The 13,923-nt window shown below is 72.0% G+C and carries 13 protein-coding genes; 6 read left to right on the top strand and 7 right to left on the bottom strand.

Annotation, left to right across the window (positions count from 1 at the left end):
* Nucleotides 1–35: 35 nt before the first annotated feature.
* From AB0L59_RS18485 to AB0L59_RS18465, 5 genes are all read right to left on the bottom strand, one after another.
* On the bottom strand, nt 36–944 hold the full coding sequence (locus AB0L59_RS18485) for an aminoglycoside phosphotransferase family protein (protein ID WP_365584531.1): 909 nt from the start codon (nt 942–944) through the stop codon (nt 36–38).
* A gap of 54 nt (nt 945–998) precedes the next feature.
* Entirely contained in the window at nt 999–1,883 is an 885-nt protein-coding gene (locus tag AB0L59_RS18480; protein ID WP_365584529.1) for a geranyl diphosphate 2-C-methyltransferase, read from the bottom strand.
* Between the two features lie 53 nt (nt 1,884–1,936).
* Entirely contained in the window at nt 1,937–2,989 is a 1,053-nt protein-coding gene (locus tag AB0L59_RS18475) for a family 2 encapsulin nanocompartment cargo protein terpene cyclase (RefSeq protein ID WP_365584526.1), read from the bottom strand.
* A 16-nt stretch (nt 2,990–3,005) separates the two neighbouring features.
* Nucleotides 3,006–4,448, bottom strand: coding sequence for a family 2B encapsulin nanocompartment shell protein (locus AB0L59_RS18470; RefSeq protein ID WP_365584523.1), 1,443 nt, complete (start codon nt 4,446–4,448; stop codon nt 3,006–3,008).
* A 228-nt stretch (nt 4,449–4,676) separates the two neighbouring features.
* Nucleotides 4,677–5,684: a zinc-binding alcohol dehydrogenase family protein gene (locus AB0L59_RS18465; RefSeq protein ID WP_365585053.1), complete on the bottom strand. Its 1,008-nt coding sequence runs from the start codon at nt 5,682–5,684 to the stop codon at nt 4,677–4,679.
* Nucleotides 5,685–5,859: 175 nt separating this feature from the next.
* On the opposite strand from AB0L59_RS18465, the gene AB0L59_RS18460 reads away from it, so the two are divergent.
* Together AB0L59_RS18460 and AB0L59_RS18455 are read left to right on the top strand one after the other, a co-directional pair.
* On the top strand, nt 5,860–6,654 hold the full coding sequence (locus AB0L59_RS18460; RefSeq protein WP_365584520.1) for a VOC family protein: 795 nt from the start codon (nt 5,860–5,862) through the stop codon (nt 6,652–6,654).
* Between the two features lie 33 nt (nt 6,655–6,687).
* Nucleotides 6,688–7,380, top strand: coding sequence for a ribonuclease H (locus AB0L59_RS18455; RefSeq protein ID WP_365584517.1), 693 nt, complete (start codon nt 6,688–6,690; stop codon nt 7,378–7,380).
* 15 nt (nt 7,381–7,395) lie between these two features.
* Here the strand turns inward: AB0L59_RS18455 and AB0L59_RS18450 are convergent, their stop codons facing one another.
* Nucleotides 7,396–8,217, bottom strand: coding sequence for a tyrosinase family protein (locus tag AB0L59_RS18450; protein ID WP_365584515.1), 822 nt, complete (start codon nt 8,215–8,217; stop codon nt 7,396–7,398).
* Nucleotides 8,218–8,253: 36 nt separating this feature from the next.
* Nucleotides 8,254–8,637, bottom strand: coding sequence for a tyrosinase cofactor (locus AB0L59_RS18445; protein WP_365584513.1), 384 nt, complete (start codon nt 8,635–8,637; stop codon nt 8,254–8,256).
* A gap of 333 nt (nt 8,638–8,970) precedes the next feature.
* Between AB0L59_RS18445 and AB0L59_RS18440 the strand changes: the two genes are divergently transcribed.
* The 4 genes from AB0L59_RS18440 to AB0L59_RS18425 all read left to right on the top strand — a co-directional run bounded on the left by AB0L59_RS18440 (nt 8,971) and on the right by AB0L59_RS18425 (nt 13,216).
* Complete coding sequence (locus AB0L59_RS18440; protein ID WP_365585051.1) at nt 8,971–10,173, top strand: FAD-dependent monooxygenase; 1,203 nt, start codon at nt 8,971–8,973, stop codon at nt 10,171–10,173.
* Nucleotides 10,174–10,220: 47 nt separating this feature from the next.
* Nucleotides 10,221–11,042, top strand: coding sequence for a lipase family protein (locus AB0L59_RS18435; RefSeq protein WP_365584511.1), 822 nt, complete (start codon nt 10,221–10,223; stop codon nt 11,040–11,042).
* Nucleotides 11,043–11,138: 96 nt separating this feature from the next.
* Nucleotides 11,139–12,623, top strand: a complete 1,485-nt coding sequence (locus tag AB0L59_RS18430; protein WP_365584508.1) for an MFS transporter — start codon at nt 11,139–11,141, stop codon at nt 12,621–12,623.
* Complete coding sequence (locus tag AB0L59_RS18425; protein WP_365584505.1) at nt 12,620–13,216, top strand: TetR family transcriptional regulator; 597 nt, start codon at nt 12,620–12,622, stop codon at nt 13,214–13,216. The genes AB0L59_RS18430 and AB0L59_RS18425 overlap by 4 nt, the downstream gene beginning before the upstream one ends.
* The last annotated feature ends 707 nt before the right edge of the window (nt 13,217–13,923 follow it).

Raw genomic sequence — 13,923 nt, 5'->3', positions numbered from 1 at the left:
GACCGCCGGCTCCCGCCGGCCCCACAACGGATCCCTCACCCGGCCTCGGTGAGGATCTCGGTGATCACATGCCGCGAGTTCTCCGCCAGGGCCGGGTTGGTGTCCCAGTAGTACGGCAGCTGGATCAGCGAGATCGACAGCGCCCAGCCACGCCCGCGCGCCCACTCCGCGTCGTCGGCGCCGACGGCCTTGCGGAAGGTGTCCCGGACGGAGGCGGGCAGCAGGTTCCAGGCCACGATCAGGTCCACGGCCGGGTCGCCCACGCCCGCGCAGCCGAAGTCGATGACCGCGCTCAGCCGGCCCCCGTGGACCAGCACGTTCCCGGGGGAGAGGTCCCCGTGCGCCCACACGGGCGGCCCGCCGTGCTCCGGGGCGCGAAGGGACTCCTCCCACAGGGCCGTGACCGCGCCGGTGTCGGCCCGTCCGCCCAGCTCGGCGACGGCCGCGCGGGTGGGCTCGTCCCGGTCCCGCAGGGGGCCGCCCCGGTAACCGGCCGGTCCGTCCTGTGGGGCGATCCGGCGCAGGGCGCGCACGAACGCCCCGAGATCCTCGGCGAGCCGCTCCGGCTCCCGCACGGCGCCCGGCACCGGATTGCGCCCCCGAAGCCGGCGGTGGACGGACCAGGGCCACGGATAGCCCTCGTCCGGCGCGCCGCTGCCCACCAGCTCCGGCACCGCGACCGGCAGCAGCGGCCCGAGCCGGGGCAGCCAGCGCTGCTCGAGTCTCAGATCCGGTACGGCACCGGGCCGCCGAGGCAACCGCACCAGCAGGTCGGAGCCCAGCCGGAACATGGCGTTCTCGGTTCCGGAGGAGGCGAGCCGGCGCACGGGCAGGGCGGCCCACCGCGGGAACCGGCCCGCGACCAGGCGCTGGACCAGCGGGGCGTCGAGGTCGAGTTCGTCCGCGTGCATCCTCGGCGGACTCTGGCTGTCGTGGGCACTCATCGGTGCCCATCCCAGCGCCCCGGCGTCCGCGCTGTCCACGGATTTCCGTCCGGCTCAGACCCGGTCGGCCGCGATCAGCAGGTACTGGAAGCTGCCGTTGCGGTAGGCGTCCAGGAACGTGTCCTCGATGCCCGTGACCAGATGGTCGGCCTCCCTGCGCAGCTCCCAGTAGGGGATCGTGGCCTCGGTCAGGTCCTCGACGTGGACCGGCACCAGGCGGTTGCGGGCCATCGCCTTGAAGTACTCCGAGCGTGGGTGGATGTCGCAGATGTAGTGGGCGTTGATCAGGGACACCTCGCGCGAGGCCTGCCCGTAGGTGTCGTTGTAGCAGCCGGTGATCACCACATAGCGTCCGCCGCGGCGCAGCAGCCGGGCGTGCTCGGCGAACAGGAGGTCCAGCTCGACGTACATGGTGGACTCGTTGTTCCACGAGGCCGCGTAGGCGCCGGTCTCGAAGCCGGTGTCGAGCATGTTGCGGTGGTGGTAGCGCACCTTGTCGTCGATGCCCCGCGCGCGGGCCTGCTCGTTCGCGAACGCGGCCTGCTTGGCGGAGATCGTCACGCCGTCGGCGTGGCAGCCGTGGCGCAGGTTCGCCACGACGCTGCCGCCGCCGCGGCCGCAGCCGGCGTCGAAGACGTGGTCACTGGGTGCGAGCGGCCCGAGATGGGAGGCGAGCAGCTCGGCCTGGGCGTGTTCCAGGCGGTGCAGTTCGGCGGTGACGAGCGCCCGTCGCCGGTCCGGATCGGGCTCGTCGAGCACCGACCGGTCGGCCCCACCGATCCCGTAGTGGTGGTGGTACAGGTCGTCGATCTTGCCGAGTTCGAGGTTGACCGGGTTCTCCTCGGCGTTCCAGTAGTCCGCGACGCGGTTCTGGTACGTGGACTGGGTCGGCACCGGAGCGGACGTGGGGGTCTTCCGGGCGACAGGGGCGGTGGTCAACAGTTGCTCCTCGAAGTGTTGCTGATGGTGATTCAGGTGGTCTGCGGGGCCCGCTACCAGTAGTCGGGCAGGTGATAGCGGTGGGTGTTGGTGGCGTGCCACTCGTGGTTGCCCGAGACCCAGGCGGCCAGGCCCTCGGCGTAGCGCGCGATCAGGGGCGAGGTGGCCGACAGGGCGGCCGACTCCTCCTCGAAGGCCTCCATGATCCGGTTGTGGATCTCCACCGATTTCAGGTAGGCCGCCTTCAGCCCGTGCCGGTCGTTCGCCGCGACCACCTGGGGCAGGTTGAGGTGGTCCGGGTCGCTCGCCAGCTCCTTGGTGAACGAGTACAGGTCGTTCACGATCGTGGTGGCGTTGCAGGCGAGTGCGGTGATCCGCTGGATCTCGGGGCGGGCGTAGATCTGCTCGGGCAGTTCGTAGCCGTCCACCGCGTCGACGAGGGAGAGACAGGGGCGGAAGTTGTTGAACTGCCGCATCACCAGGTACTCCCAGACCCGCGGCATGTAGCGGGCCTCCATCCAGGCGGCCTCGGCCAGATAGCCCATGTGCAGCCGGGCGATGTCGTGCACGAACCGGTCGGTCTGGCTGGGCGTGGCGAAGCCGGCGTAGTCCGCGAGGGCGAAGTGGTACGAGCGCAGCGGACCGTCGGCCTGGATGCCCTCGCGCCATTCCGCCTCGAGTTCCGGAACGCCGTGGTAAGGGTCGAGCGCCGACTGGGCGATGATCAGCGGGCCGCCGAGGCCCCGCCGCGATCCGCCCCGCCCCTCGTCCTCCTCGCAGTAGCAGGAATCCACGATGTTCTCGGCGAGCAGCAGTTTCCCGGCGACGGTGAGCCGGTCCAGGTCGAGGCCGCCCGGGTGCTGGAGTACGACGGCCCGGCCGAACTGGAAGCCGGAGAAGTCTCCCTTCCACGCCTCGGGGAAGAGATCCAGCTCGCGGGCCCAGGCCTCCAGCCTGCGGTCGATCTCGGCGGCCTTGTCCGGGTCCGCCGGTACGGCCGGCCGGTGGTGCAGTCCGGGAACGACCCCGGTGCGCCGGGCCGGGCGCAGGCTCTGGGCGATGTTCGGCGGCCCGGGCAGGACGTAGGAGTGGGTGCTTGTGCTCATGGTGTGCTCCAGACCGTCAGTCGGCGGTCCGGCCGAGCTGGACGTTCTCCAGGATCCCCGCCGCGTCCGGGACCAGAATGGCCAGCGAGTAGTAGGCGGTGACCAGGTAGTTGATGACAGCCTGCTCGTTGACGCCCATGAAGCGGACGTTCAGGCCCGGCTGGAACTCCTCCGGGATGCCGGTCTGGTAGAGGCCTACGACACCCTGGTCCGCCTCGCCGGTGCGCAGCGCGATGATGCTGCTGGTGTGGTCCTCGCTGATCGGGATCTTGCTGCACGGATAGATGGGGACCCCGCGCCAGGCCGGCACCTCGTGCCCGTCGACGCTCGCCGTGCCGGGCACGAGACCACGCCGGTTGCACTGCCGGAAGAAGGCCGCGATCGCCTTGGGATGTGCCAGGAACACCTTCGTCCTGCGGCGCATGGACAGCAGCTCGTCCATGTCGTCCGGGGTCGGCGGGCCGGTGAAGGAGCTGATCCGCTGCCCGTAGTCGATGTTGTGCAGCAGCCCGAACTCGCGGTTGTTGACCAGCTCCCACTCCTGGCGCTCGCGGATCTCCTCGACCGTGAGGCGCAGCTGTTGCTGGGTCTGGTCCATCGGGTCGTTGTAGAGGTCGGCGACCCTGGTGTGCACCCGCAGCACGGTCTGGGTGAGCGACAACTCGTACTCGCGCGGGGTGAGTTCGTAGTCCACGAAGCCGCCGGCCAGGGTCTCCTCGCCGACGTGGCCGGCCTGCACCGGGACCTCGGCCTCGCCTTTGCGGTTCATCGGAAGCCGCTGCCGGTCGACGTAGGCCCGGAGATGGGCGCCCAGCGACGGCACCCGGTCCATGACCTCTTCGACGACGGCCCAGGGCAGCGCCAGCACCACGCCCGCCGTCTCCGCCCGGACCGAGGTGAGCCAGAGCGGGTCCGACTGCCCGACGGCCTCGTCACCCATCTGGTCACCGTCGGTGACGACCCCGACGATCTCCTCCTCGCCGTACTTGCCGACCGCGTAGCGGGTGAACCTGCCGTGCACCACCAGGTACGCCTCGGTCACGGGCTGCCCGGCCTCGAACAGCACCTGTCCGGCGCGCACTTCGCGGGCCTGGAAACGGCCGGCGATCTCGGTCAGCACGTCCAGGTCGTCGTAGCCGCGCAGGATCGGCAGTTCCGTGAGCGTCCGCGGGATGACCCGGATGTCGTCCCCGCCGTTCTGCTCGAAGCTCACCCGGCCGCGCCCGGTGCGCAGCGTCAGGCGCCGGTTCACCCGATACGTGCCGCCCTTGACGTCCACCCACGGCAGCGTCTTCAGCAGCCACCGGGAGGTGATGGCCTGCATCTGCGGTTCGGACTTGGTGGTCGTGGTGAGCTGGCGCGCGGCCCGGGTGCTCAGGCTGGTGAGCTGCCGGTCGGCGGTCGGATCGGGTTCGGGCTCGTCGACGGCGGATCCGATGACGCTGTCCGGTGTGGACACATTCCCTCCAGCAGAGAGGTGAACAGGCGGGATCTGAAGACTCGGTGGTGCGCGAGGTGACGGTGCGCAGGGACAAGCCAAACAGTCGTGATGATCTCCGGATACGGCGCAAAGAGGGCGGTTGTGTCCCTCAGTTGCGTAAACCTGCTGTTCAGGGCGGAAAAGGGCGCACCGCGTGATCACGCGCCGGTCGCCCGCTCCCGCGCCGGTGTCCCGGAGGGGTTGGACTCAGGAAAGGTCGTTCACCAGCACCGCGGCCCCGTCGAAGCGGCCGGCCTCCAGGTCCCGCAGGGCTCCGGGCGCCTCCGAGAGCGGATAGGCGTGCGTGGTCGCCCGGACGCCGTACCGGGCCGCCAGCGTGAGGAACTCGCGCCCGTCCGCCCGGGTGTTGGAGGTGACGCTGCGCAGCTCCTTCTCGTAGAACAACTCGGTCTCGTAGTGCAGGGGCGGCACGTCGGTCAGATGGATGCCGGCCAGGGCCAGCACGCCGCCGCGGTCGAGGGCGCGCAGCGCGACCGGCACCAGCTCACCGGCGGGTGCGAACAGGATCGCCGCGTCCAGGGCCTCCGGCGGCCGTTCGAGGAGGTCGCACGCCGAGGCGGCGCCCAGGTCCAGGGCCAGCCGGCGGGCGGCGGGCTCCCGGGTGACCACGTGCACGGTGGCCCCTTCGGCGAGCGCCACCTGGGCGCACAGGTGGGCACTGCCGCCGAAGCCGTACAGCCCGAGCCGGCCTCCCGGCGGGAGCGAGGTCCGCCGCAGCGCACGGAAGCCGATGATCCCGGCGCACAGCAGCGGTGCCGCCGCGATGTCGGCCAGGGCGCTCGGCAGCGGGTAGGCGAAGGCGGCCGGGACGGTGGTGTACTCGGCGTACCCGCCGTCGGCGTCCCAGCCGGTGTACTCCGAGCGCGGGCACAGGTTCTCGGCGCCCCTGGCGCAGTACGCGCACACTCCGTCCGTGCGCCGTAGCCAGGCCACGCCCACCCGGTCGCCGACGGCGAAGCCGGGTACGCCGGAGCCGGCCCCCGCCACCTCGCCGACGACCTCGTGCCCGGGCGTCACCCCGGGCCGGTGCACCGGCAGGTCGCCCTCGGTGACGTGCAGGTCGGTCCGGCACACTCCGCAGGCCCGCACCCGTACCAGCAGCTCGTCGGGGCCGGGCACCGGCACCGGACGCTCCACGAGCCGCAGCGGATCTCCCGCGACCGGCCCGGGCCGCACCACCGACCAGGCGCGCATCGTTGCCGGCGTCATCGCGTCCGCCCTTTCCCGAGGCAGCGTCCCCCACCCCAGTGTCCCGTCGGTCCGGCCGCTCGGCGCGCGGGCCGACGACGGGATGGCTAGCGTGAGCATCGGGGCATATCACCCCAGGTGGGACCATTCGTACGGGACACACGTCAGGAGGGCCGCGAGCATGGCCGTACAACCCGAGGGAACGCCCTGTTGGGCCGACGCGATGTTCAGCGACGTCGAGGGAGCCAAGCGGTTCTACAGCGACGTCCTCGGCTGGACCTTCGGCGAGTCGTCGTCGGAGTACGGCAACTACACGCAGGCCTACGCGGCGGGCAAGGCCGTGGCCGCCGTCGTCCCGCCCATGCCCGGTCAGGAGGGCCAGTCGCAGTGGTGCCTGTACTTCGCCTCCCCGGACGCCGCCGCCACCGCTCGGAAGATCCGGGACAACGGCGGCGAGGTGCTGATGGAGCCGATGCAGGTCGGCGACTTCGGCACGATGTGTCTGGCCCGGGAACCCAGCGGAGCCGTGTTCGGCATCTGGCAGGCCGGGACGCACGAGGGCTTCGAGGCGACCGCGACCCCGGGCGCCTACTGCTGGGCCGAGGTCTTCACCCGCGAGCCCGAGAAGGCCGACACCTTCCTCTCCACGGTCTTCCCGTACCGGATGAAGCAGATCGAGGACGCCGCCGTCGACTTCCGGATGTTCGACATCGGCGAGGACACGGTCCTCGGCCGGATGCGGATGACCGACGACTTCCCTCCCGAGGTGCCGTCGTACATCAATGTCTACTTCACCGTCGACGACTGCGACGAGGCCGTGGCCCGCGCCACCAAGCTCGGCGGTGTCCTCCGCTTCGGGCCGATGAGCAGCCCCTTCGGCCGGTTCGCGGCGCTGAGCGACCCGCAGGGCGCGAACTTCTCCGTGATCGACATCACCACCACGGAGGGCGAGATGCCCAACGTCAAGGACGTCTGACCCACCCGTGCCGGCGTCCGGTCCGGCCGTGGCATGATCGTGCGTATGCGTGAACGTGTGGTGGCCGCGTGCGACGGGGCTTCGAAGGGAAACCCCGGACCGGCCGGATGGGCGTGGGTGGTCACCGACGACGAGCGGACCGCGGCCCGCTGGGAGGCGGGCCCGCTCGGCCGGGCCACCAACAACGTCGCCGAACTCACGGCCCTGGAGCGGCTGCTCGCGGCCGTCGAGCCGGACGTGCCGCTGGAGGTCCGCATGGACTCCCAGTACGCGATGAAGGCCGTCACCACCTGGCTGCCCGGCTGGAAGCGCAACGGCTGGAAGACGGCGGCCGGCAAGCCCGTCGCCAACCAGGAGCTGGTCGTCCGCATCGACGAGCTGCTCGACGGCCGGTCGGTGGAGTTCCGCTACGTCCCCGCCCATCAGGTCGACGGCGACCCGCTGAACGACTTCGCCGACCGCGCCGCCAGCCAGGCCGCCATGGTCCAGGAGGCGGCCGGCAGCGCGCTCGGCTCGCCCGAGCCGCCGCCGTCGCCCGACACCCCGAAGGCGGCCGCCCCGCGCGGGAAGGCGCCCCGCCGCACCGGCGGCGCAGCGTGCTCCCGCACCATCAAGGCGAAGTTCCCCGGCCGCTGTCTGTGCGGCCGCGCCTACGCGGCAGGCGAGTCCATCGCCAAGAACGCGCAGGGCTGGGGCCACCCGGAGTGCCGAACCGCCGAGGCCTGACCGGACCGGCCGGCCTCAGCTGTCGAAGGTGTAGTACTGCGTGTGGTCCAGCAGGTCCGCCGGACGCACGTCGTTCCACGGCTTCATGGTCTCGTTCAGGTCCACGACGTCCGGCGTGCCGCCGGCCGGCACATACCCCGCGTCGGGGTGGCGCCGCCGCCACTCGGCCCACAGCTTGTCGACGTAGGCGTGGTGCAGCCAGAACACCGGGTCGTTGGGGGAGACCCCGGTGGCCATCTGCCCGCCCACCCAGACGTGGACCCGGTTGTGCAGATTGACCCCGCGCCACCCCTCCAGGTTGTTGCGGAAGCCGTCCGAGGCACTGTTGTACGGCGCCATGTCGTACGTCGGCATCGCCAGTACCGACTCCACCTCCGCGCGCGTCGGCAGTTCGCGCACGGCGGTGCCCAGCGAGCGGCGCAGGAAGGTACGGCCGTCCACCCGTATGCTGATCGGCCAGTTGCCGGCCGACGCGGCGAACGGGCCGTCCGTCACCCGGCCGTCCGTGCTGCGCCCGGTGCCGCCGAGGAAGTCCGGCGCCCACAGCGCGGCCCGCACCGTGCGGTCGGTGCTCCAGTCCCAGTACGGCAGCGCCACCGCGGAGTCCACCGACTGCAGCGCCCGCTCGAAGTCGAGCAGGAATCTGCGGTGCCACGGCAGGAAGGAAGGGGAGCGGTGGCCGGTCCGCTCGCCGGTGTCGGTGTCCGACATGATGAACTGGTTGTGCGTGCGGACGAACTCGTCATAGCGGCCGGTGCGTTTGAGTTCGAGGACGGCGTTGACGAACCGCCTCTTCTCGTCGGCGGTCAGGGCGGCCTGGTTCTTGCGTACGGTCATGGTGCGCGATGCTCCCGAAAGTCCTTGCGACGGCGGTCAGTTGGCGGGGAAGGGCAGTAGTGGCGCGCCCTGCAGCTCGTCCACCGCGGCACGGGCGGCGGCGCGCGGGGTGGACACCGGGTCGTAGTGGCTGACGACGCTGATCCAGCTGCCGTCGGCGTTCCGCATCACGTGCAACCGCACGCCGTCGACCAACACCTCGTAGCCGTCGCCGTGTTCGTGGTGGTGGCCGCCGGAGCCCGTCATCGGCCGGCCCTGTATCCGGCGACCCTTGTAGACCTCGTCGAAGGTCCCCGGCATCGGCATCGGGTGGTCGTGGCCCGCGGCGGAGGCGGCGGGGGCCGCGAGCGTGGTGACGGTGGCCGCCGCGGCGAGAGCCGCCGTCGCGGTGAGCGCGCGACGCCGGGTGATGTCGGGCATACGGGTCCTCCTTGAGGGTGTTCCGGTAGTGACCACGCATGCCTATCGGGGGCTCCGGGACCGCAGGAAATCCCCGGGCACCGGTTGGCTATGATCCGGACAATTAGCCACAAGTCGTACAGTTTTGAACCAAAATGATCTTGCTGTGGCCGAGGGGGGATCCCTCCCGGAAGGGGGAATTCCTTGCCGTGCCGGCCGCCTTTCCGGTGATCCTTCTCGCCCGCCGTCCGTCCGAGTGGCCCGGCTCACCACGCCAAACTGGCGCGATCGGAAGGCCCGGCCACCCTGCTACTCTGCGGAGCCGTTCGACTACATCGGGTGACTCTCAGAGGTGTGTGCGTGAAGGTCGTCTGTGTCGGAGGTGGGCCCGCCGGCCTGTACCTCGCCATCCTGCTCAAGCGGCAGAACCCGTCCCATGACATCACCGTCCACGAGCGCGACCCCGAGGGCTCGACCTACGGCTGGGGCGTGACGTACTGGCGCGGCCTCCTCGACAAGCTCCATCAGCACGATCCCGCCTCGGCGCGGGCGATCGAGGACGCTTCCGTGCGCTGGAGCGACGGCGTCGCCCACGTACGGGACCTGACCACCCGTCACCACGGTGACCAGGGCCACGGCATCGGCCGGCACCGGCTGCTCGACCTGCTCGCCGACCGGGCCCGCACCCTCGGCGTGCGACTCGAGTTCGAGAGCGAGATCACCGAGCCGCCGGCCGACGCGGACCTCGTCGTCGCGGCCGACGGCGTGCACAGCGCCCTGCGCACCCGCCACGCCGCCTCCTTCGGGCCCCGGATCACCTCGGGCCGCAACCACTACATCTGGCTCGGCACCACCAAGGTCTTCGACGCCTTCACCTTCGCCTTCAGCGAGACCGACCACGGTTGGATCTGGGCCTACGGCTACGGCTACAGCGGTGAGCACAGCACCTGTGTCGTCGAGTGCTCCCCGGAGACCTTCACCGGCCTCGGCCTGGACCGTGCGGGCGAGGCGGACGGCCTCGCCCTGCTGGAGAAGCTCTTCGCGGACGTCCTCGACGGCCATCCGCTGATCGGCCGCCCCGGTGCCGGCTGGCTGAACTTCCGCACCCTCACCAACCGCACCTGGCACCACGGCAACCTGGTGCTGCTCGGCGACGCGGCCCACACCACCCACTACTCCATCGGCGCCGGCACCACCCTCGCCCTGGAGGACGCCATGTGCCTCGCCCGCGCCCTGCACGAGCACACCGCCCTGCCCGAGGCCCTCGCCGCGTACGAACGGCGCCGCACCGCCGACTTGCTGTCCGTGCAGAGCGCGGCGCGCTACAGCGCCCAGTGGTACGAGAACCTGCCCCGCTACATCCATCTGCCCCCGCACCGGATGTTCGCCCTGCTCGGCCAGCGCCACTCGCCGCTGCTGCCGTACGTCCCGCCCCAGCTGTACTACGGCCTCGACCGGGCGGCCGGCCGGCTGGAGGTCCTGCGCCGGTTCAAGCGCTGGCTCGGCCCCCGGACGGCCCGCGCGCTGCACGCCCGGTCCGCGGCCCGGCGCGACTAGGCCGGCCCGGTCGCGCACTCACCCCCCAGATCCGAGGAGTCCCGTCCATGGCCGTGCCCGTCTCCTTCGACCACGTCTCGTCCGGCTACAGCCTGCAACGCGCCTACTGGCTGGCCCGCGCGGCCGACCTGGCCTACAAGGACCGCGCCGTCATCGATGACCAGGCCGCCCAATGGGGCTTCGACCAGGTGCGGCACCACGAGACCCGCTTCACCCCGCCCTTTCCGCTGCAGGACACCCAGGCGTACACCCTGGCGAACGACCGGATGATCGTCACCGCCTTCCGCGGCACCGAACCCGACCAGATCAAGGACTGGCTCACCGACACCACCACCCCGCCGTGGCCCGGACCCGGCGGCAACGGATATGTCCACCACGGCTTCGCCGAGGCCCTGGAATCGGTCTACCCCGCCGTCCACCGAACCCTCGCCGAAGTGCGCACCGACGGCCAGAGCGTCTATTTCACCGGGCACAGCCTGGGCGGTGCCCTCGCGATGCTGGCGGGCGCCCGGATGTATCTGGAGGACCCGCACCTGGCGGCCGACGGCGTCTACACCTACGGTCAGCCGCGCACCTGCGACCGGCTGCTCGCCGAGGCGTTCCACAAGGGGTTCGGCGGCCGCATGTACCGCTTCGTCAACAACAACGACATCGTTCCCCAACTGCCGCCCGAGCCGTTCTTCACCCACGTCCGGGCGCTGCGCTACATCGACTCCGGCGGCAGGCTGCACGAGAGCATGCCGATGTTCTCGGCCCTCTCGGACCGGGCCAAGGGCATGGCCGCCGACACCTTCGCGCCCGCCTCCGACGGCATCCGCGACCACTTCATGCACACCTACCTGGCGGCCCTGGAGAAGAACCTCGACTGAGCGCCCACTGCGGCGGTACGACATTGGTGAATGGCCATTCACTCGATAGGGTGAATGGCCATTCACCACGCCGCCGTGCCGTCCGCAGGAGCGCCGATGCAGCAGTCCGCCCCGATATCCCGGCCGCCGGCCGGCTCGTCCCCGCTGCGGGACCGGCTGGCCATTCCGGTGCTGGCGTCGGGCGGCATCCTCATGGCGGTCATGCAGACCGTCGTCGTCCCCCTGCTGCCGGACCTGCCCCGGCTCACCGGCGCGTCCGCCGCGACCGTCTCCTGGACGGTCACCGCGACCCTGCTCTCCGGCGCCGTCCTCACCCCGGTGCTAGGCCGGGCCGGCGACATGTACGGCAAGCGCCGGGTGCTCACCTCCGCGCTCGCCCTGATGACCGTCGGCTCGGTGCTGTGCGCCCTGACCTCCGACATCGGCGTGCTCATCGCCGCCCGCGCGCTCCAGGGCGCCGCCGCCTCCGTCGTGCCGCTGTCGATCAGCATCCTGCGCGACGAACTCCCGCCGGAGCGGCGGGGCTCGGCGGTGGCGCTGATGAGTTCCACCGTCGGCATCGGCGCGGCCCTCGGCCTGCCGCTCGCCGCGCTGGTCGTCCAGTACGCCGACTGGCACACCATGTTCTGGCTCACCAGTGCCCTGGGCGCGCTGGGTGTCGCCGCGACCTGGTGGGCGGTCAAGGAGTCGCCGGTGCGCGAGCCCGGCCGGTTCGACATGCTCGGCGCGCTGGGACTCGCCGCCGGGCTGGTGTGCCTGCTGCTGGGCGTCTCGCAGGGCGGCACCTGGGGCTGGGGGAGCGCCCGGGTCCTCGGCCTGTTCCTCGGCGCCGCCGTCGTCCTCGCGCTGTGGTGGTGGCAGCAGCTGCGCGCCGAACGGCCCCTGGTGGACCTGCGGTTGGTCACCCGGCCACGCGTGGGCCTGTCGCATGTGGCCGCCCTGCTGACCGGGTTCGCCTTCTACGCCAACTCGCTGGTCACCGCCCAGCTGGTGCAGGCGCCGAAGGCCACCGGCTACGGCCTCGGCCTGTCGATCGTGGCCACCGGTCTGTGCCTGCTGCCCGGGGGCGTGACCATGCTGCTGTTCTCGCCGCTGTCGGCCCGCATCTCGGCCGCGCGCGGCCCGCGGATCACCCTCGCGCTGGGCGCCGCCGTCATCGCCTGCGGTTACGCGGTCCGCATCGCCGACAGCCGCGACCTGTGGATGATCATCGTCGGGGCCACCGTCGTGGCGACCGGTACCACGCTCGCCTACTCGGCGCTGCCGACCCTGATCCTGCGGGCCGTACCGGCGGCGCAGACCGCCTCCGCCAATGGCGTCAACGTCCTGATGCGCACCATCGGCCAGGCCACCTCCAGCGCCGCCGTCGCAGCCGTCCTGGTACACCACAGCAGCACGGTCGGCGGCGTCCCGGTGCCCACCCTGCGCGGCTACCTGCTCGCGTTCGCGATGGCGGGCGCCGTCGCCCTCGTCGCCTGCGCGGCCGCCCTGTCCATCCCCCGTGACGGCGCCTCGGACGGCGCCCGGCGTGGCGAGGGCGCCACCCGGGGCGCGCGCGACGGGGCGATGGAGGGAGCATGAAGGGCGTGAGCACCACGCCCGGACTCGACGGGACCGCCCCCGCACGCCGTGACGCCGAGGCCACCAAGGCCGCGATCCTCAAGGCCGCCCGCCAGCTGCTGGCCCGGCACGCGCACGCCGACATCACGCTCAGGGCGGTCGCCGAACGGGCCGGTGTCAGCCCGCCGTTGATCGTGAAGTACTTCGGCAACAAGGACGCCCTGTTCGCCCGCGTGATGTCCTTCGACACCGACGCGGACGCCCTGCTGGACGCGCCGCTGGCCGCCCTCGGCCGGCACATGGCCCGGCACGTCCTCGCCAGCCAGCGCGAGCGCGGCGCCGACCCGCTGCTGCGCATCGCCTTCGCCCCGCTGCACGGCGACCACGGTGACGTCCTGCGCGCCAACTTCCGCGACCAGGTGACCGAACGCCTCGCCGCCCGGCTCACCGGCCCCGACCCCGGCCTGCGCGCCGAACTCGCCGTCGCCGCGCTCGTCGGCCTCGGCGTGATGTACGGCATCGCATGCGGGCCCCACCTTCGGGAGACCGACGTCGACGCGATCGCCGACCGCTACGGGCCGCTCGTCCAGGCCCAGCTGACCCCGAAGGACTGACTCGGCGCTCCTCGTCCGGCCGGGCGGGCAGGGGGCGGCGGACTCGCACAGGGCCGCGGCGGACCGCAGGCCGGGCCTCCACCGCCTCGACGCCGCCAGGGAGGAGGGGCGCCGTTTCGGGACATCGCCGAGGTCATCGGCCCGCACCGTGACGTGCCCGCCGCAGGGGTCTCCAGGGCGCCCCCGCCGGAGCCGGGCGCCGCGAACAGTCCAGCACGTACGCCGCCGGTCCGCGTCCCACGCCACCTCCGTCAGCCGCGGAACCCGGTTGCCGAGCGAGTCGTACGTGCTTCCGGGCAGCGGATGTTCGCCCGCGGCCGGTACGGCGGTGCCGAGCGCGTCGATCGCCAGGGCACCGCCCGGCGCCGGATCGCCCGGCGCGGGGGTCGCCGACCGCGCTGTCCCACTCCAGCGCCAGGCCGCTCGTGATCGTGAGCGGCGACCAGCCGTGGGAGCGGCTCCGCGTCCGGACCCGCCGGCCGTCGCGCCAGGCCCGGTCGACCACGAAGAGCACCCGTTCCGGTCCCGTCGGCGCACAGGCCACACATGCCGGCGTCGATCTCGCCCCGCAGTTGCGGTACACCGGGCGGTGGAGTGCCACCTGCGCCGGAAACCGGGGGAGTTCGACCGGGGCCACCGCCGGATCGGACGCGAGCAGTACCGGTACGGCGGCCGGCGCGGCGGCGCCGCGCGGCAGACCGCCCCCC

This window comes from Streptomyces sp. NPDC052109 (genome assembly GCF_040680195.1).
Taxonomy (GTDB): Bacteria; Actinomycetota; Actinomycetes; order Streptomycetales; family Streptomycetaceae; genus Streptomyces.
Note: the sequence above shows the minus strand (reverse complement) of the source record. Positions and strands in the feature narration are given on the sequence as shown.